We start from the raw sequence: 20,380 nt of genomic DNA, 5'->3' as shown, positions 1-20,380 counted from the left end.
AGATCAAATATTCTTTCTAAACAAAAAAAAGACAACCATTTCTGATTGTCTTTTAGTACTAATTCAATTTACTCAATTATTTTTTAGCTTCTTTGTTCTCTTCAGATTTAGCTCCCATTCTGTTAAGTGTATACATTGGCGCAAATTTTATTTTTAAACCTGCAATTTTTCTATTATCCTCAGCCGTAAGTCCTTCTTTTTCAACTGTGTTTTTTCGGCTGTCAAGGGCTTCGTACATGATTTTAATTTTATCCCAGTCTTCACGGGAATATTTATCTTTGTTATTCTCTACGGTATGAACAAATTGTTGGTACACACTATGAATATTTTTAGCGTTTACCCAATCAAAATTCATATCCTCGCCAATTTTTCCTTCACCAAATAAGGAATTTCTTAATTGTTGTTGTGGGCTTGGAGCCGGAGGGGCAAAAACGGTGGTCATTTTATCTTTAAACTCTTCGTACTTAACTTTACTTGTATTTATCTTTTCCGTTTCGGCAGCATTATCTTTAAGATCTGCAAGTGCCAGTTGTGCATTTGCGGCTCTTCTGTCATACTCAGCTTCAACGTTTTTCCAATCTGCTTTCAAATCGTCAGCTTTTACATTTTTAACAGAATCGACGTAGGTTATATAAGAGTCGATTGTTTTCTTCGCTTTTTCTTGTTTTTCATCTTTACACGATGTAAAGCCTAATACGATTATTGCAATTCCTGATATTAATTGTATATTTTTCATAATTCTGATTGTTAAAGATTAGATAACAAATATAGGTTAGAAACCTAAGTAACATATTACATAATTATCACTTTTAAAACATAAAAAACAATATAATTCAATAAAACACAAAAAACATTTAAATTATACAACAATATTCTAAAATTATAGAACAATTTTTTAATAGAAATTTCAATATTAAAAAAACAAATATTAAAACTTAAATCAATAATTAAGAACTTCAATTTGTAACATAAATCAATTTAATACTACTTACCTTTTATTGAAAAGTGTTTTGTACTTTTAAATCCAAAATTGTAAATAGAAATGGCAAATCCATTAATTAAAATAACTGACATCAAACGAGATTTTGTATTAGGTAACGAAATTGTTTATGTTTTAAAAGGAATTAATTTAGAAATCAACAAAGGAGAATACGTTGCCTTAATGGGACCTTCGGGATCTGGAAAATCAACTTTAATGAATTTATTGGGTTGTCTGGATACGCCAACTTCAGGGCGATATGTTTTAAACGGAAAAGATGTCAGCCAAATGAGAGATGATGAATTGGCGGGAATTCGGAACAAAGAAATTGGATTTGTATTTCAGACTTTCAATCTTTTACCCAGAACTACTGCTTTAGACAATGTGGCTCTGCCTATGATTTATGCAGGATATTCTAAATCAGACCGCCATGCAAGAGCGGTTGAGGTTTTAAAACAAGTAAATCTTGCAGACAGAATGGATCACCAGCCCAATCAGCTTTCAGGAGGACAACGCCAGCGTGTGGCAATTGCCCGTGCTTTGGTCAACAAACCTTCGATTATTCTTGCCGATGAACCAACGGGAAACCTGGACAGTAAAACTTCTGTAGAAATCATGAAGCTTTTTGGAGATATTCATGCACAGGGAAATACGGTAATCCTGGTAACCCACGAAGAAGATATTGCGGCTTATGCACATCGTGTTATTCGTTTGCGTGATGGTTTAATTGAAAGCGATACAACTAAATAGTTTAATCGTTTATTTGGTTAATTGTTTAATCGAAAAAGGAAAAACTCAGCATCTTAAAAGGCTTTAAATTTTACTCAAAAAAAAGAAATCTTAGAATCTTAGCAGCTCAGAACCTTAGCATCTTAAAAAAAATGAAAGTATATACCAAAACAGGAGATAAAGGAACAACCGCTCTTTTTGGAGGCACCCGTGTTCCTAAAGATCATATACGAATTGACAGTTATGGAACTGTCGACGAACTCAACTCTTATATAGGACTAATACGCGATCAGGAAATCGATGCGCATTACAAGACTATTTTAATCGAAATTCAGGATCGTCTTTTTACCGTTGGTGCTATTTTGGCTACACCACAGGAGAAAGAGGTTTTAAAGAACGGTGAACTTCGCTTAAAAAACCTGGGAATAATCGATTCTGATATCGAATTATTAGAAAACGAAATAGATAAAATGGAAGAAAGCCTTCCGCAAATGACTCATTTTGTTTTACCGGGCGGGCATCCAACCGTGTCACATTGTCATATAGCGCGTTGCATTTGCCGCAGAGCAGAGCGTTTGGCAGTACATTTAAGCCATAATGAACATGTTCCTGAAATAGCGATAATGTACTTAAACCGACTTTCTGACTACCTTTTTGTCTTGGCACGGAAGTTGTCCTCAGACTTAAAAGCGGATGAAGTAAAGTGGATTCCGAGGAAATAGGATTTTTGATTGGAGATTAATGATTTTTGATTGCAGATATTCACATATTTTAAGTATTCAAAAATCTAAAATCAATCATCTAAAATATACAATTAAGGGAACGTTCTTAAATTTTATTAAAATAAATCAAATTTTACTTGTCTTTTTCAGTAAAAAATTTATTTTTGCACAAACTAAACAGATAACAGATGTATTGGACATTAGAATTAGCATCTTATTTAAGTGATGCGCCATGGCCTGCTAACAAAGACGAACTTATTGACTACGCTATTAGAGCTGGTGCTCCATTAGAAGTAGTAGAAAACCTTCAGTCAATTGAAGACGAAGGAGAGATATATGAATCAATGGAAGAAATTTGGCCTGATTATCCAACAGACGAAGATTATCTTTGGAATGAGGATGAATATTAAAAAATAAACCAAAGGAAAAAGTCTCATCACCGAGGCTTTTTTTTTGGTTCAAATACACATTTACATAAAATAGAAATACAATAAATCATGAGTTTCATAAACAGTATTATTAAAGTCTTTGTAGGTGATAAGTCACAGAAAGATGTCAAAGCTTTACAGCCCTACTTAAATAAAATTAAAACATTCGAAACCAGCTTAATGGCTTTGTCTCACGACGAGTTAAGAGCCAGAACCGTATATTTTAAAGAAAGAATAAAAGAAGCCAGAGCTGATAAAGACGCTAAAATCGCTTCGCTTAAAGCCGAAGTAGAGAACATTGAAGACATCGACAAAAGAGAAGATCTTTATGATGCTATCGATACTCTTGAAAAAGAAGCATACGAAATCTCAGAAAAAACTTTGTTGGAAATTCTTCCTGAAGCTTTTTCTGTTGTTAAAGAAACGGCTCGTCGTTTCAAAGAAAATACTCATATCGAAGTTACTGCAACTCCAAAAGACCGTGAGTTTTCTGCAACAAAACCTTATATTACTATTGACGGCGAAAAATCTGTTTGGGCAAACAAATGGAATGCTGCCGGAAAAGACATTACCTGGGACATGATTCACTATGATGTTCAGTTAATTGGAGGAATGGTTTTGCACGAAGGTAAAGTTGCCGAAATGCAAACAGGAGAAGGTAAAACTTTGGTTGCAACATTACCACTTTACTTAAACGCTTTAACCGGAAACGGTGTTCACTTAGTAACAGTGAATGACTACCTGGCAAAACGTGATAGCACCTGGAAAGCTCCATTGTTCGAGTTTCACGGTTTATCTGTAGATTGTATCGACAATCACCAGCCAAGTACTGAGGCAAGAAAAAAAGCTTACGATGCTGATATCACTTACGGAACCAATAACGAATTTGGTTTTGACTACTTAAGAGATAACATGGCGCACTCTCCTAGCGATTTAGTGCAGAGAAAACACAATTATGCTATTGTCGATGAGGTCGATTCTGTATTAATTGATGATGCCAGAACACCACTTATTATTTCAGGTCCGGTTCCTCAGGGAGATCGTCATGAATTTAACGAGTTGAAACCAAAAATCGAAAACTTAGTTGCGCAACAACGTCAATTAGCAAATGGTTTCTTAGCCGAAGCTAAAAAATTAATCAAAGAAGGAAATACTAAAGAAGGTGGTTTCTTATTGTTAAGAGCATACAGAAGTTTACCTAAAAATAAAGCATTAATTAAATTTTTGAGTGAAGAAGGAATTAAACAATTACTTCAAAAAACCGAAAATCAATACATGCAGGATAACAATCGTGAAATGCATAAAGTTGATGAAGCTTTGTATTTTGTGATTGAAGAAAAAAACAATCAGGTAGAATTAACAGATAACGGTATCAAATACTTATCTGGAGATACTGATTCTGATTTCTTCGTTTTACCGGACATCGGAACAGAAATCGCTGCTATCGAAAAACAAAAACTGGATAAAGATGCTGAGGCAGAAGCCAAAGAAAGATTATTTCAGGATTTTGGAGTAAAAAGCGAGCGTATCCACACCCTTACACAGCTTTTAAAAGCATACGCCCTTTTCGAAAAAGACGTAGAATATGTGATCATGGACAACAAAATTATGATTGTCGATGAGCAAACAGGTCGTATCATGGATGGTCGTCGTTATTCTGACGGTCTTCACCAGGCGATTGAAGCTAAAGAAAACGTAAAAATCGAAGCTGCAACTCAAACTTTTGCTACTGTTACATTACAGAACTACTTTAGAATGTACAGTAAATTAGGAGGTATGACCGGAACAGCTGTTACAGAGGCCGGAGAGTTATGGCAGATTTACAAACTGGATGTGGTTGAAATTCCAACCAACCGTCCAATTGCAAGACACGATAAAGAAGATTATATCTACAAAACAACACGTGAAAAATTCAACGCTGTTATTGAAGACGTTACTGAGTTATCAAACGCAGGAAGACCAGTATTAATTGGAACAACTTCTGTAGAGATTTCAGAATTATTAAGCCGTATGCTTAAAATGAGAGGAATCACACACAACGTATTGAATGCTAAAATGCACAAGCAAGAGGCACAAATCGTAGAAGAAGCTGGTAAAGCCGGAGTTGTAACCATTGCAACAAACATGGCTGGTCGTGGTACCGATATTAAATTATCTCCAGAAGTAAAAGCTGCCGGAGGTTTAGCAATCGTTGGTACAGAGCGTCATGATTCACGTCGTGTCGACAGACAGTTACGTGGTCGTTCCGGACGTCAGGGAGATCCTGGTAGTTCTCAATTCTATGTTTCTCTTGAAGATAACTTAATGCGTTTATTTGGTTCTGAAAGAGTTGCTAAAGTAATGGACAGAATGGGATTACAGGAAGGTGAAGTAATTCAGCATTCTATGATGACCAAATCTATCGAACGTGCTCAGAAAAAAGTAGAAGAAAACAACTTTGGTGTTCGTAAACGTTTATTAGAATATGATGACGTTATGAACTCTCAGCGTGAAGTAGTTTACAAACGTCGTCGTCACGCTTTATTTGGTGAGCGTTTGAAACTGGATATTGCGAATATGCTTTATGATACCTGCGAATTAATCGTAAGTAATACTAAAGTAACAAATGATTTCAAAGCATTTGAATTTGATTTGATTCGTTATTTCTCTATCACTTCTCCTATTGCAGAAGCTGATTTCGTAAAATTATCTGATATTGAAATCACAGGAAAAGTATACAAAGAAGCTTTAGCGTTCTACACTGAAAAAACAGAACGTAGCGCAAGAGAAGCTTTCCCGATCATTAGAGGAGTTTACGAAGAGCCAAACAATCATTTTGAAAGAATTGTAGTTCCGTTTACTGACGGAATCAAAACTTTGAATGTTGTTACAGATCTTAAAAAAGCATACGAGAGCGAAGGAGCTCAGTTAATTGCAGATTTCGAGAAAAACATCACACTATCTATTGTCGATGAAGCCTGGAAAAAACACTTACGTAAAATGGACGAATTGAAACAATCTGTTCAATTAGCCGTTCACGAACAAAAAGATCCATTGCTTATTTACAAACTAGAAGCTTTTAACTTGTTTAGAGCGATGCTGGACAATGTAAATAAAGAAGTTATTTCATTCTTGTTTAAAGGTGATTTACCAGCTCAAAACGTACCTGAAATTCAGGAAGCAGTTGAAGTTCGTCAAAAAGAAAACTTCAAATTAAGCAAAGACGAAATCGTAAACAGCGAAGACATCAATCGTGAAGCCGGAGAAACGCAACAACGTCAGGTTACAGAAACCATTGTGAGAGATAATCCAAAAATCAATCGTAATGACAATGTTACCATTCAGGAAGTTGCTACTGGTAAAACAGAAACTATGAAGTACAAAAAAGCAGAAACTCTTTTAGCTTCAGGAGCCTGGGTTATTGTGAAAGAATAATTTCTAAATTTTAAACCTATATTTAAACCTGACAGGTTTTAAAAACCTGCTACGTTTATCACTTCAAAAATCCCTAATTGCATTTTGTAATTAGGGATTTTTTTATGTTAAATGACAAAAATCATCATGATTAAAAATAATAAAATGTATTTTTGCATTCGAAACAACGAAACAAGTCTTGAAGAGATTTTTTATCATAATATTATCCTGTATGCTTTTAGTGCCATCATTTGGCAGTTTCTTTGTTTATACTTCATTCAAATTAAATCAGGACGAAATAACAAGAACCATTTGTGTACAACGTAAGCTGGTTTATAATACGTGTAACGGTCGATGTGAACTTCAAAAAAGTTTAAAAAAATACGCCGACAACGAAAAAAAGATGCAAAACAACCTGAAAGAAAAAGCAGAGATTGTTTACATACAAAACACCTTTACAACAGAATTTAAATTAGTAGCACCTATTCAGTCTAAAGCAAAACTTTTTGCAGTTCTAAACGAAAAGCCTATTGCAGTTTCTATCGCTACTTTTCGCCCTCCATCCTATTTTATATAATTTTTTAAATCAGATTTCATTTTCATAATTGAAATCCAATTTTCATTGTTTCAAAATCAATGAAAACGCGTTTACGCATGTCTAAATTTAAAATCAAATTATATAAAATTCATAAAATGAAAAATACTTTATACAAAGCACTTGCTATTGTAGCACTTTCTATTGCTCTGACTTCATGTTCTAACGACGATAATCAGGAAGTTTCCGGAAACGGAAAAATTATCCTGGAATTTGATAATGCTTACGGAGCAAACGATCTTATTTTAAATACTCAGGGAAACAAAACCTCAAACAACGAAATTTTAAAGATAAGCACCATAAAATACATAATCAGTAATGTGGTTTTAACCAAAGCAGACGGAACTACTTTTACATATCCAAAAAGTAAAAGCTATTTTATTGCTGATGAAGCATCAACTGACGGCCATGAATTTGAACTTACAGACGTTCCGGCAGGAGATTATGTAAAAGTAAAATTTGGAGTTGGAGTTGATGAAGACCAATGGAAATTAGGCGCTTCAGGTCAGGGAGATTTTCTGGCTAAAGCCGATGCAGCAGGCATGATGTGGTCGTGGGCAGCAGGTTACAAATTTTTGGCTTTCGAAGGAACTTTTACATCTCCAACAGTTACAACTGCAACACCTTTCATGATTCATACAGGGAAAACCGGAACCGATTACAATTATACCGAAGTAACACTTGATATGCCTACAAAAGCTTTGGTACGTACTACTATTACCCCTGAGGTTCACTTAATTACTGATTTGTCTAAAATCATAGACGGAACAAACAAAATCAAACTTTCTGACAACAATGCAGGCGGAATGGGCGCAATGATTATGGGCGGAGCTAATTTGCCGTTAATTACCCAAAACATCAACGGCATGTTTAGAGTAGATCACGTACACAACGACTAAATTTATTTTAAGGAGCACAAAAGTCAGCATTCAATAGAAATATTGTCCCGCTGTCCGTTATATCTTTTATGCCAAACCCTGTCATAAAAGGATATCACTCCCATCGGGGCTAGATAAGAACTTTTGTGCTTCTAAAAAACCAAAGAAATCATGCAGAAAATAAAATATTTTCTATGGCTCATGATTCCGTTGTTGTGGAGCTGCTCTAATCAGGAGGACGAATATGTAAATATCCCGTTAGAATTTACTGTTCCGTCAAACTTTCCTGCTTTAGCGTATAACATAGCACAGAATCCGCCAACAGAAAAAGGATTTGAACTGGGAAAAAAACTGTTTTACGACGGACGTTTAGCGTCTGATGGAGTCGTTTCCTGCGGTTTTTGTCATATTCAGGCGAATGCATTTACACATCACGGACACACTGTAAGCCATGGTGTAGACAATGCACAAGGAACAAGAAACACACCATCTATTCAAAATCTGGCTTATCAAACCGTATTTATGTACGACGGAGCCGCAGATCATTTAGACTTACAGCCGCTTATTCCGCTTAAGAGCGTTATCGAAATGAATGGCGATCTGAATGCTATTCTAAAAATGATGAAAGCCGACAAAGAGTACCAAAAATTATTTGGACAGGCTTTTGACGATGGCGCGATTACAACCGAAAACATGCTAAAAGCACTTTCGCAATTTATGGTTATGGTAACCTCATCAAACTCCCGATTTGATAAATACAGACGCCATGAAACCGGTGGCACTTTAACTGCTGATGAATTGGCAGGATATGATTTATTTAAATCTAAATGTGCTTCATGTCATGCTACAGATTTACAAACTGATAATTCATTTCGCAATAATGGTTTAGCAGTAAATCCAATGGTAAATGATGTTGGGCGTTATAAAGTGACGGAACTGGCAAGTGATTATTATAAATTTAAAGTACCCAGTTTACGAAATGTAGAAGTTTCCGGACCTTATATGCACGATGGAAGATTTGGAACTCTGGAAGGTGTTTTGGATCATTATGAAAGTGGCATAGAAAATTCGGCAACCTTAGATCCGATATTAAAACAGAATGGAAAATTAGGAATTTCACTTTCTGAAACAGACAAAAAACAAATAATAGCTTTCCTGAAAACGTTAACCGATCAACAATATCTTACGGATAAACGTTTTTCAGAATATTAACACTTTTGCCACTCCCGATAGCTGTCTGGGGTAGCAAAAAATAAAATTATAATGAAAACCGGAGTCTTAGCCCCGATTGAAGTGAAAAGCCTTTTTGAAAAAAGACCTTATTTTTTCTGAGTTTATTAAGCGACCAGCGGAAGCTGAATAAACTTATGGAAAAATGGGATTTTGAGAAAAGCTTGCAACGGAAAGCGGGATTAGCTCCTAAAAAAAATAAAAATGAAAAAAATAATAGTAATGTTCGCCCTTTTGGCTGGTTTTTCGGCCTTTAGTTTCACAGTAAAAGATAGTGTTTCAGTTTTTACCTTTCAGCGTCTGGCTATGATGGAAGATTTTGACTGTGACGCTTGTGGTTGTTCGGCTAGTGGAGGAAGTATGGGGTTTAGCTCAATGCTGAACAATAATTTTGTGGGTTTGAGATACTTTAAACAAAGCTACACCAGTCGTGACGGGATTTTTGCCAATTCACCATGGATTGATGAAAATTTTAATACCATCCAGGCCTGGGCACGTATTCCTGTTACTGAGAAAGTTCAGATTTCGACCCTCGTTCCATATCATTTTCATGAACGACAACTTACTGCCGGAACTCAAAGTATTGAAGGTTTAGGAGATATCACCATTATGGGACTTTATACTATTTATGAAACTAAAAAAGACAGTACTTTTTTGTCTCATAAATTAAATATTGGAGGTGGAGTCAAAATACCTACAGGAAAGTTTAAAGAGACAAATAATCTGGGAACAATCAACCAGAGTTTTCAGTTAGGAACCGGAAGCTGGGATTTTCCGTTGGTTACTGAATATGTGATCAAACATAAAAATCTGGGATTAAACACAACTTTAAATTACATTTTTAAAACAGAAAACAGTAAAAATTACCAATACGGAGATCAGTTTAATTATGCCGGAACATTTTTTTACTTATTTGATTTAAAGTCGGTTCAGATTGTTCCGCAAGCTGGTTTAGCCGGCGAAATGTATCAAACTAACAAACAGCACAATCTTGATTTACCCAATACAGCCGGAGATATTTTGTTTGGAAAATTTGGTATAGAAGCAGGAAAAGATAAATTTTCGGTTGGTGTAAACGCTATGTTGCCTATTAGTCAAAATTTGTCAAATGGAAACATGGAAGCCAATTACAGATGGAGTATTAATTTGAATTATACTTTGTAAAAGGTTCTGAGTCTTTTTAGGTTCAGAGGTACAAAGGTTCAAAGCTGCAAAGGTATCTTTAGTTGTTAGATAATTAAAAAACTTAGTCCCTTAGAACCTCAGCTTCTTAGAATCTCTAAAAAAAATACTAATCCCCAATTGCTTTGGTAATTGGGGATTTTCTATATTTGATAACTAATAAAACCTTTACAAGAAAAGATTGAAAAAAAATATTCGGTTTTCATTGCTATTAATCTGGACCATCCTTTTTAGTTATTTCTTTGTTTTAATGTTACAGCTCACGTGGCAGTATGTTCCATTAAAAAAAGATGCTGCTTTTCTTCAAATCAAACAGACAGAAGTTTCTGAAATTCCGTTTTATATAACTTTCTTTTACATTCATGTCTATTCGGCAATTTTTGTTTTACTCGCCGGATTCTTCCAGTTCAGTGCTGTTCTTTTAAAAAAATATCCTGTAGCACATCGAAATATTGGGAAATTTTATGTCCTGACAGTGCTTTTTTTAAGTGCACCTTCAGGATTGTTTATTGGGCTTTTTGCCAATGGCGGACTTTACTCTAAAATCTCATTTGTTACATTGTCGATTCTGTGGTTTTACTTTACTATCAAGGGTTTTACGGCGATAAAAAACAAAAATATCACAAAGCACAAAGCATTTATGTTGCGAAGTTTTGCCCTAACCTTTTCTGCTGTCACATTACGTTTCTGGAAAGTCATTCTTGTATATTTGTTTCATCCTTCACCAATGGATCTGTATCAGATTATTGCCTGGCTGGGCTGGATTCCTAATTTATTAATCGCTGAATATTATCTCTATAATCAATTAAAAAAATGAAACACCTTTTTTGTTTATTAGTATCAATACTGCTATTTTCCTGTAATTCGAAAGAAAATAAAATCGTAAAAAGCAGTACCGAAGATCTGCCAAAAGAAATTAGAACAGATTTATACGGTTCATACGTTGGTGATTTTACTATTTTAGAACGCGATACCAGCAGACCTGCAAAAGAAAATTACATCAATAAGATCAATATTGTTATTAAAAAAATTACAGATACTGAAGTGACTGGACAAAGTATTGTTGCCGGTAATAGCAGACCACTTACAGGTACAATGACCACAAAAGGAAATACGGTTCTTTTTATACTTAAAGAACCGGGCGATGATAAAAATGATGGCGTTTTTGATTTTGAAATAAAAAATGATAACCTTTTAGTTGGAACCTGGACTGCCAATAATCTAAAAAAAGAAGTTACCAAAAGAAAATTTGAACTTACTAAAAAAGAATTTAAATATGATCCTAATGTGATGCTTCCGGAAGAAGGAATGTATATCGATTATGAAAATCCAAAAGAGGAACAAGTAACTGATTCAGAAAATGAAGACGGCACAGAAGCAGATAAAGGAACCGAAACCTATATGGAAACTGTATACAGAGCAGCATCAGAAAGTATTGTGACCATAAATTCATCTACAAAAAAATTAAAAGAATCGGATTTAAAAAATTTAAAGAAAATTGATTTAGAGATTCTAAGAAATACCATTTTTGCAAGACACGGACTAACATTTAAAACCAAAACAGTTCGTCAGTTTTTTGATAGTGTGGAGTGGTATATTCCTGTTTCAGACAATGTAAACGATGAATTAACCGCAGTCGAAAAAGAAAACATTGTATTATTAAAACGTTTTGAAAAATACGCCGAAGACAATTACGATTCGTTTGGAAGGTAATTTTTAATTTTTCAGCCCCGAATTCACGAATATTTTAATAAATATTCGTGAATTCGGGGCTGACTTTTTAAGTTCAGTAGCAAGAATATTATTTAGGATTCTCCTGATAATAACGTGCTTCGATTCTCTTAATATCTTTAATTGAATTTTTAGCCCAAACCAGACGCTTCTCCAGTATTTCTTCGTCTGACAAATGCCAGTCTATGTCTGAATTTCGCAATCTGTTAGTTAGGTTTTGAATGATGATGGCTGCAGAAACAGAAATATTTAAACTTTCTGTAAAGCCTACCATTGGTATTTTTAAGAAACCATCTGCTTTTTCAAGGATTTCAGGTGAAAGTCCGTCTTTTTCAGTTCCAAAAAATAAGGCGCTTGGTTTTGTGATATCAAAATCCTGAATCATACAATCGTTTTCATGTGGTGTAGTTGCAATAATTTGATATCCTTTATTGCGTAAAGATGAGATACAGGCGTCTACGGTATCAAATCTGTTGATATCTACCCACTTTTGCGCCCCCAAAGCAATCTCTTTATCGATTCTTTTTCCAAAACGCTGCTCAATAATATTAAGTTCCTGAATTCCAAAAACCTCACAACTGCGCATTACTGCGCTTGTATTATGCATCTGAAAAACATCTTCGACTGCAATAGTAAAATGTTTCGTACGGTTTTCTAATACTTTTAGAAATTTTTCTTTACGGTTGTCTGTCAATATGTTTTCAAGGAAAGCGAGGTAATCTAAATCAATCATTTTAATATTTTATTTTGAGGCAAAAATACATCATAAATAAAACAGAATGAAAAAATCATCCCAATTTTCAACTTTCTACATATTCAATCAGGTTGTTATTTAACTTTTCGTGTAGCTTATTAACCTTTGTAAAATCTATTTCTAAAGCTTCGTTTTTATAAACATCACCAGTAAAAACGGCATTTTTATCTTTTGAATGGCTTTTAAGGCGATCATACATTTTATTCTGTTCATTACCGGAATAGTCAGCAGCAATAAAAGACAAAAATCTTTCTATAACCTGATTCATACCATCATTATAATTAAGGATTACTACATTTTTATCACTCTCATAAAAATCAATAAATCCCTGGAAATACTTTTCTAATACCAATGCACCATATTGCCAAAAGCTTATTTGATTAATTTCTTCTGTCGAAATTCCAAAAACTGCTGCAGGCAACAGATTAGGAACCATGTGCATTCCTGCCATTTTTTGATGAGATTTTAAAACCTCTGTCGGATTTCTGTAAAGCAGTGCAAACGGAATTTCAGGAAAAAGTGATCTTAAGTACGAAGCTTTAAAAATATGCCAGGCATCTAGTTTGATAATAAGATGCTTTTGCTCCAGAAATCGTTTTTGACCTAATATTTGTAATGTCGATTTTAAAAGAACACTTTTTTGATCTTCAGTAAAAAGTTCACTTCTTAAAATCTGATCAATAACAGGTGCTTCAGAAATCATTATATTTTCTGATGTTGTTGCTAATGATTGACTCAGCATGGTAGAACCACATCGTGATACATGAAAAACCAACGATCTTAATTCGACTGACTCTAATTGTACAGACCAATCAATAAGATTTTCTACAGTGCTTACTATTTTAAATCTACTTGAATTATAAGAATGACTTTTACAAATTGCTATTGTTTCATCAAAAAACGGTTCGGCGTATTCATTATCAGATAAATAAATCCATTCAAAATAAACCTCCTGATCGTTTTCTATTAGTTTATAAGGAATCCAATTTAAAAGCGGATGATTGTTATTTTTCATTATGTATATTTTATTGGGCTAATAAATCTGCAATAATTTTAGCACTTGTTTCAGATGGATTAAGAGAAAGTTCGGCAATAATTTGCTGTTTTACTTTATCTGTATAATTATTTTGTTTTGTCGTCAGATTGATATCAAATCCCATTTTACTGAATAGTTCATCAGACCAATCGTTTCTGACACAATCCAGCGTAAGATGAATACGTGGTTTGTAGCTTCTGTTTTCTACACTATGCGGAAGCTGAAAATTAGCATACCAGCATTCACCCATTTCCATAGGAACGCGTTTTTTATCTACATAGAAAAACACTTCAGAGTTTGTTATAATGGGTACATGAATTCTAAAAAAACCATCTTCGTAAGAAGTATCATTATCAACATGTTCTTTAATTTCGCTTTGCGGATCAAGTCTGAGCAATCTTACGGCTTCTTTGTCACACTGAAACCAATCCATAATTTCCTTAAAATAATGGCAGCGGTCAAGCAAATTGGTATTCGTATATTCTTTGTCCGGAAACGATAAAATATCAGTCGTTAATCCAGAATGTGACCGTAGAGAAATACTGGTCCAATTGCCTTCGTATCTATTGGTATTAAAATGAGGTGTCCATAAATCATTTTCGCAGATTACTAAATCTTTATGCAATTTATCGATAGAAAAGGAAACCGGAAGTTTACAGGAAGAAGGATTCATACCATATAAAGAATTAAGTTAGTTTACAAGCCAGATGTATCAAACTGTCTGAGTTAAATTGTCGATTATGAAATGATATAATTTATTTGTTGAAAAAGAAACTGTTTCAGAATCCGTTTTCAGGACTAGATCAGTATTGACCGGAGTTTCGAAAACATCGCTTATTCCCGTAAAATTATTGATCTTATTATGATCATGATCCGGAAGCAATGCTTTTTTGTAAAGCCCTTTTGGATCTCGTTGTATTAGATTATCAAGGGCACAATCTAAAAATACAGTTCGTACAAACTTATATTCTCTTATCTCGTTTCTCAGATTCTCATACGGATTGATCACAGACATTAAAACTATAGTATCAGAATCGACAAAATTTTGTCCCACCTTAAAAAGCCGTCTTACGTTCTCGCAACGGTCTTCTTTAGAAAATCCGAGATCTTTACAAATAGTTGCACGATACACATCTCCGTCAACAACTTCGGCTCTGTACCCATTCTCTACTAACAAAGAACGAACATTTTCTGCCAGGGTCGTTTTTCCTGAGCCTGATAATCCTGTAAACTGAATTAAAATCATTATAAAGTCCTTTTATTTTACTCCACATTAAAATTAAAAAATTTGCAGGATTCTAACAATAAGTATAATTACGCTTTTATTGATGATTAAAAATTATTTAAATCATAATAAGTCCTGCTTTTTTATAAAATCAGATTTGTAAATCACTATTTTTATCTTTTAATTGTAGTAGCATGAAAAAGAAACTTGTTGTATTGACCGGCGCCGGAATTAGTGCCGAAAGCGGAATTAAAACTTTCCGTGACAGTGATGGTTTATGGGAAGGTCATGATGTAATGGAAGTTGCCACTCCCGAAGGCTGGCGTAAAAATCAGGAATTGGTTTTAGACTTTTACAACAAAAGACGTCAACAGCTCAAAGAGGTAAAACCTAATTTAGGACATTATATTTTAGCCGAACTGGAACAGCATTTTGATGTATATATTATTACTCAAAATGTTGATGATTTACACGAACGTGCCGGAAGTACAAAAATTCTTCATTTACATGGTGAATTACTAAAAGCAAGAAGTACACAAAACAAAGATTTAATTCTGGACTGGCAGGATGATTTATTTACTGGTGATCTGGATAAAAACGGACATCAGCTACGACCTCATATTGTTTGGTTTGGCGAAGATGTCCCGGCTTTAGAACGTGCAATCGAAATTACTGAAGATGCTGATTATTTTGCCGTAATTGGAACTTCTTTACAGGTATATCCCGCTGCAGGCCTGATTTCGTATACCTACAGTACAACTCCGGTTTTTTACATTGATCCAAAGCCAATTTCAATTCCGCATATTCAGAATAAAGTCGGGGTGATTGCAAAAGTTGCTTCAGAAGGTGTGGCAGAATTAAGAGACAGATTATTTGAAACAGAAAAAATTTCATGATATTCGAAAGCTGGTTACAACAATTATCGCAGTTTAATCTATTGGTACTATTCATTTTCTTTCTGGCAGAAAATGCAATACTAATTTTTCTTTCGGTACTATTAGGAAAATTAATAGAATATGAAAACACCAAACTTCTCAAAAAAGACCGGAAATGGATTTTTTCAACTCTTATTTGCAATACATTCATCACACTTTTAGGATACAAATTGTATGAGTTTGGAATCATCAAAATAGATTTTACACCTTCAATCCTGAATATCCTGTTAGATACATTACTGTTGATTGTGGTAATGGATTTCTTTATGTTTTGTTTTCATTATCTGGTGCATCATTTAAAATGGTTTTATGCCATTCACCAACTGCATCATACTCATGTTGAAACCAGTGTTTACAGCCTGTATGTACTTCATCCGATAGAAACATTAGGCTTTGGCCTGATATGGTTAACTTCGATTACGGTATTGCATTTTAATTTCATCAGCATTATCATATATCTTATATTAAACCTGTCGTATGGAATCTTCGGGCATTTAAAAACAGATTTATTTCCTGATTTTTGGTACCAAAGCAAAATTACCAAATGGATTTCAACCACGAAATTTCATGCTGATCACCATAAAAACGAATCCCATAATTTTGGTTTTTATTTTACGATCTGGGATAAAATTTTTAAAACAAGAATTTAATTTATTAGTTTCTACCATAATAACGCTTCGGTAATTTTCAGAAGTTTTAACAATAGCTTATATTTGCACCTTTCGAAAAAACAACATAACAATGACTACTCTAAACGAACTGAATGCTATATCACCAATTGACGGAAGATATAGAAGTAAAACCCTTTCATTAGCACCATTTTTCTCTGAAGAAGCTTTAATCAAATACCGTGTATTAGTTGAAGTCGAATATTTTATTGCTTTGTGCGAAGTTCCTTTACCACAACTTAAAGGTGTAGATTCAAATTTATTTGACAGCTTACGTAACATCTATAAAAATTTCTCTACCGAAGATGCTCTTTGGATTAAAGAAACGGAAAAAGTAACCAATCACGACGTAAAAGCGGTGGAATACTTTATCAAAGATGCTTTTGAAAAATTAGGTTTATCTCAGTACAAAGAGTTTATTCACTTTGGGTTAACGTCTCAGGATATTAACAATACTGCGATTCCGCTTTCTACAAAAGAAGCGTTTGAGCAGGTTTATATGCCTTCTTTAATTGCTTTAATTTCAAAATTGAAAGAATTAAGTGTCGAATGGGCAGCTATTCCAATGTTGGCACGTACGCACGGACAACCTGCATCTCCTACTCGTTTGGGTAAAGAAATTTTGGTTTTCGTAGAGCGTTTAGAAGAGCAAATGCGTTTGTTGTTTAATATTCCTTTTGCTGCAAAATTTGGTGGAGCTACAGGAAACTACAACGCGCATCATGTAGCATATCCACAAATTGACTGGAAACAATTTGGGAATAAATTTGTTGAAACAGATTTAGGTTTACATCACTCATTTCCAACTACTCAAATTGAACATTATGATCATTTTGCGGCATTTTTTGATGCTTTAAAAAGAATCAATACCATCATTATCGATTTAGATCGTGATATCTGGACGTATGTTTCGATGGATTATTTTAAACAAAAAATCAAAGCCGGAGAAATTGGATCTTCTGCAATGCCACATAAAGTAAACCCGATTGATTTTGAAAACTCTGAAGGAAATTTAGGAATTGCGAATGCTATTTTTGAACATTTAGCTGCTAAATTACCGGTTTCAAGATTACAGCGTGATTTAACAGACAGTACTGTTTTACGTAATATTGGAGTGCCAATGGGACATACTATTATTGCTTTTGAAGCATCTCTAAAAGGTTTGAACAAATTGCTTTTGAATGAAAGTAAATTTGCTGAAGATTTAGAGAAAAACTGGGCAGTAGTTGCTGAGGCTATTCAGACTATTTTGCGTCGTGAAGCATATCCAAATCCATATGAAGCATTAAAAGGTTTAACCAGAACCAATGAAGCAATCGATAAAAAAGCAATTCATAATTTCATTGCTACTTTAGAGGTTTCTGATGAAATCAGAGCCGAATTATTAGCAATAACTCCTGCTAATTACGTGGGAATTTAAAGAAAACCTAAAATATTTTATCAAAAAAAGCTATCTTTATCGATAGCTTTTTTTATTTACAAATCTTGTTAATAAATGAGCCTGAATTGCATTCAAAAAACTTATTGCTCAAAACAATAGCTATTTGAAATAAAACCTGCAATACAAAAACAAATAAACCCCTGAACAAAAAAATACCACCTTATGATTGCCTTAAACGCCGCTGCAGAAACTACACACCACTTGCAACCTCTCATTAGCGACTTAGGTTTAATCCTGATGACGGCAGGAATTGCTGTCTTATTATTTAAGAAACTAAAACAACCTCTGGTTTTAGGTTATTTGATTGCAGGATTTTTAGCCGGAAACCATTTTGACTTTTTTCCTTCAATCACAGACATGAAAAGTGTTGAAGTCTGGGCAGAAATTGGGGTAATCTTTTTATTGTTTAGTTTAGGACTCGAATTTAGTTTCAAGAAACTCATGAAAGTGGGCGGAACATCCTCTATAACAGCCATAACCCAAATCCTTTTTATGACCCTCATTGGGTATTGTGTCGGGCAATGGATGGGATGGGCCAAAATGGACAGTATTTTTCTTGGCGCTACACTTTCTATCTCGTCTACGACTATTATTATTCGTGCCTTTGATGAACTCGGTGTTAAAGGAAAAAAGTTTGCCGGAATTGTATTTGGTGCCTTAATTGTTGAAGATATTGTAGCCATCTTAATGCTGGTTTTATTATCTACAATTGCAGTAAGCGATCAGGTTTCGGGCGGAGCTTTATTGCAATCCGTTTTAAAATTAGTGTTCTTTCTAATTATATGGTTTTTAGGCGGAATCTTTATTATTCCAACAATTCTAAAAAAAGCAAAACACCTTTTGACAGATGAAATGTTATTGATTATTTCATTGGCACTTTGTTTAATGATGGTTATGTTTGCTGCCAATGTAGGCTTCTCACCTGCCCTTGGTGCTTTTATCATGGGATCTATTATTGCAGAAACTACTCAGGCAGAAAAAATAGAACATTTGATTCAGCCGGTAAAAGATCTCTTTGGTGCTGTTTTCTTTGTATCTGTCGGAATGTTGATTAATCCGGAAACGTTGATTACTTATGCACTTCCTGTTGCATTAATAACATTGCTGACTATTTTTGGAAAAGCATTTAGTTCTTCCATCGGAGCATTATTATCCGGACAGCCTTTAAAACAATCTGTTCAGACCGGAATGAGTTTGGCACAAATTGGTGAGTTCTCTTTTATTATTGCCACTCTTGGAATGACACTTAAAGTAACCAGCGATTTTTTATATCCCATAATTGTTGCCGTATCAGCAATCACCACATTTACAACTCCGTTTTTAATCAAATACTCTGATCCGTTTTCCGGATATTTAGAACAAAAACTACCTAAAAAATGGATTAAAAACATCAACCGTTATAGTGTGAATGCACAAGCGATAAAATCTGTAAGCACCTGGCAAATTGTACTTCGTGCTTCTATCACACAAATCATATTGCACACTATTATTATTACCGCTATTATTTTATTATCATCAAAATTTGTAGCGCCTTTGGTTGCTGATACCCGTTTTGGAAATACTTTGGCTGCCCTGATTACTTTGGTTGTCATTGCTCCGTTTTTATGGGCACTTTCCTTACGACGTGTAAAAGTTGCAGAAGTGGATGAATTATGGGAAGAACGAAAATACCGTGGTGCAATTTTAATGCTTATTTTAATTAGAATGAGCCTTGGATTATTTTTCGTTGGTTTCTTATTGAATATTTTCTTCTCTCCTTTAGTGGCTTTTGTTGCCTTAATCATTGCGATTGGAGTGTATCAATTATTCCCTAAAAAATTAAACGAACAATATCATAAAATCGAAAATCACTTTTTAAAAAATCTAAACGATCGCGAAAACAAAAAAATCGACCGAAGATATGCCAATTTAATGCCTTGGGACGGTCACATGTCTATTTTTGATATTGGAAAAGAATCTAATCTTGCTGGAAAAACTTTAGAAGAATTACGAATCAGAGAGAATATGGGAATCAATATTGCTTTTATCAGGCGTGGTGAAATTACCATCTCGATTCCAACCAAAAATGAACGTTTATTTCCGGGTGACGAAATTTGTGTTATTGGTACCGATGAGCAAATTACGCAGTTTACCAATTATTTACAAAATCAGGTTGAAGCTGCGAAAAACGTAGATGAATCTGAAATCGTATTGCGTCAATTAGAGATTTCGAATGAACAGTTTGTCCAAAAAAGGATTGGTCAGTTTAGAGAAAAAACAGGCGGACTTGTTGTGGGAATTGAACGAAACGGTAATCGTATTTTAAATCCGGAATCTCATATAATCCTGGAAAAAAATGATATTATCTGGGTGGTTGGTGACAAAAAACGAATGAACGAATTAACCAAAAAGAGCGTTAATATACCTATGTAAACTTACTAAAGTGCTAAGTTTCTAAGCTTTTTAAGAGATCAA

At 34.3% G+C, this 20,380-nt stretch carries 19 protein-coding genes; 14 read left to right on the top strand and 5 right to left on the bottom strand.

The features are described 5' to 3' along the window. Positions 1-76: 76 nt before the first annotated feature. Positions 77-736 (bottom strand): DUF6565 domain-containing protein, encoded by a 660-nt coding sequence (locus A4F88_RS19665; protein ID WP_068844474.1) that lies wholly within the window; start codon positions 734-736, stop codon positions 77-79. A 306-nt stretch (positions 737-1,042) separates the two neighbouring features. On the opposite strand from A4F88_RS19665, the gene A4F88_RS19660 reads away from it, so the two are divergent. The 10 genes from A4F88_RS19660 to A4F88_RS19615 all read left to right on the top strand — a co-directional run bounded on the left by A4F88_RS19660 (position 1,043) and on the right by A4F88_RS19615 (position 11,849). Further along, complete coding sequence (locus A4F88_RS19660; RefSeq protein ID WP_068844473.1) at positions 1,043-1,729, top strand: ABC transporter ATP-binding protein; 687 nt, start codon at positions 1,043-1,045, stop codon at positions 1,727-1,729. 131 nt (positions 1,730-1,860) lie between these two features. Next, positions 1,861-2,430, top strand: a complete 570-nt coding sequence (locus A4F88_RS19655; RefSeq protein ID WP_068844472.1) for a cob(I)yrinic acid a,c-diamide adenosyltransferase — start codon at positions 1,861-1,863, stop codon at positions 2,428-2,430. 188 nt (positions 2,431-2,618) lie between these two features. Beyond that, a complete protein-coding gene (locus tag A4F88_RS19650; protein ID WP_007138072.1) occupies positions 2,619-2,840 on the top strand; it encodes a DUF2795 domain-containing protein in 222 nt (73 codons plus the stop codon). Positions 2,841-2,927: 87 nt separating this feature from the next. Then, on the top strand, positions 2,928-6,272 hold the full coding sequence (gene secA / locus A4F88_RS19645; protein ID WP_068844471.1) for a preprotein translocase subunit SecA: 3,345 nt from the start codon (positions 2,928-2,930) through the stop codon (positions 6,270-6,272). Between the two features lie 211 nt (positions 6,273-6,483). Continuing rightward, positions 6,484-6,828, top strand: coding sequence for a hypothetical protein (locus A4F88_RS19640; RefSeq protein ID WP_068844470.1), 345 nt, complete (start codon positions 6,484-6,486; stop codon positions 6,826-6,828). 116 nt (positions 6,829-6,944) lie between these two features. Continuing rightward, entirely contained in the window at positions 6,945-7,745 is an 801-nt protein-coding gene (locus A4F88_RS19635; protein WP_068844651.1) for an MbnP family protein, read from the top strand. 150 nt (positions 7,746-7,895) lie between these two features. Next, the gene (locus tag A4F88_RS19630) at positions 7,896-8,936 is read left to right on the top strand and encodes a cytochrome-c peroxidase (protein WP_068844469.1); all 1,041 of its coding nucleotides are present in this window, start codon (positions 7,896-7,898) and stop codon (positions 8,934-8,936) included. Positions 8,937-9,158: 222 nt separating this feature from the next. Next, positions 9,159-10,118 (top strand): transporter family protein, encoded by a 960-nt coding sequence (locus A4F88_RS19625; RefSeq protein ID WP_068844468.1) that lies wholly within the window; start codon positions 9,159-9,161, stop codon positions 10,116-10,118. Between the two features lie 199 nt (positions 10,119-10,317). Continuing rightward, complete coding sequence (locus tag A4F88_RS19620) at positions 10,318-10,953, top strand: DUF2306 domain-containing protein (protein WP_068844467.1); 636 nt, start codon at positions 10,318-10,320, stop codon at positions 10,951-10,953. Continuing rightward, positions 10,950-11,849, top strand: a complete 900-nt coding sequence (locus A4F88_RS19615) for a YARHG domain-containing protein (protein ID WP_082815817.1) — start codon at positions 10,950-10,952, stop codon at positions 11,847-11,849. Before A4F88_RS19620 ends, A4F88_RS19615 begins: the two co-directional genes overlap by 4 nt. Before the next feature lie 88 nt (positions 11,850-11,937). On the opposite strand, the gene A4F88_RS19610 is transcribed toward A4F88_RS19615, so the two are convergent. The 4 genes from A4F88_RS19610 to cysC all read right to left on the bottom strand — a co-directional run bounded on the left by A4F88_RS19610 (position 11,938) and on the right by cysC (position 14,903). Continuing rightward, positions 11,938-12,600, bottom strand: coding sequence for a TrmH family RNA methyltransferase (locus tag A4F88_RS19610; RefSeq protein WP_068844465.1), 663 nt, complete (start codon positions 12,598-12,600; stop codon positions 11,938-11,940). A gap of 67 nt (positions 12,601-12,667) precedes the next feature. Further along, positions 12,668-13,636: a hypothetical protein gene (locus A4F88_RS19605; protein WP_068844464.1), complete on the bottom strand. Its 969-nt coding sequence runs from the start codon at positions 13,634-13,636 to the stop codon at positions 12,668-12,670. Positions 13,637-13,646: 10 nt separating this feature from the next. Further along, positions 13,647-14,330: an aspartyl/asparaginyl beta-hydroxylase domain-containing protein gene (locus tag A4F88_RS19600; protein WP_068844463.1), complete on the bottom strand. Its 684-nt coding sequence runs from the start codon at positions 14,328-14,330 to the stop codon at positions 13,647-13,649. A gap of 39 nt (positions 14,331-14,369) precedes the next feature. Next, entirely contained in the window at positions 14,370-14,903 is a 534-nt protein-coding gene (cysC, locus tag A4F88_RS19595; RefSeq protein WP_068844462.1) for an adenylyl-sulfate kinase, read from the bottom strand. A gap of 173 nt (positions 14,904-15,076) precedes the next feature. On the opposite strand from cysC, the gene A4F88_RS19590 reads away from it, so the two are divergent. From A4F88_RS19590 to A4F88_RS19575, 4 genes are all read left to right on the top strand, one after another. Beyond that, positions 15,077-15,778: an SIR2 family NAD-dependent protein deacylase gene (locus A4F88_RS19590; protein ID WP_068844461.1), complete on the top strand. Its 702-nt coding sequence runs from the start codon at positions 15,077-15,079 to the stop codon at positions 15,776-15,778. Then, the gene (locus A4F88_RS19585; protein WP_068844460.1) at positions 15,775-16,467 is read left to right on the top strand and encodes a sterol desaturase family protein; all 693 of its coding nucleotides are present in this window, start codon (positions 15,775-15,777) and stop codon (positions 16,465-16,467) included. The genes A4F88_RS19590 and A4F88_RS19585 overlap by 4 nt, the downstream gene beginning before the upstream one ends. 91 nt (positions 16,468-16,558) lie before the next feature. Next, entirely contained in the window at positions 16,559-17,905 is a 1,347-nt protein-coding gene (purB, locus tag A4F88_RS19580; protein ID WP_068844459.1) for an adenylosuccinate lyase, read from the top strand. A gap of 183 nt (positions 17,906-18,088) precedes the next feature. Next, on the top strand, positions 18,089-20,338 hold the full coding sequence (locus A4F88_RS19575; protein ID WP_068844458.1) for a cation:proton antiporter domain-containing protein: 2,250 nt from the start codon (positions 18,089-18,091) through the stop codon (positions 20,336-20,338). The last annotated feature ends 42 nt before the right edge of the window (positions 20,339-20,380 follow it).

Source organism: Flavobacterium chilense (genome assembly GCF_001602525.1).
GTDB classification, from domain to species: Bacteria; Bacteroidota; Bacteroidia; order Flavobacteriales; family Flavobacteriaceae; genus Flavobacterium; species Flavobacterium chilense.
The sequence above is the reverse complement of the archived record's forward strand: the minus strand, read 5'-3'. Positions and strand labels throughout refer to the sequence as shown.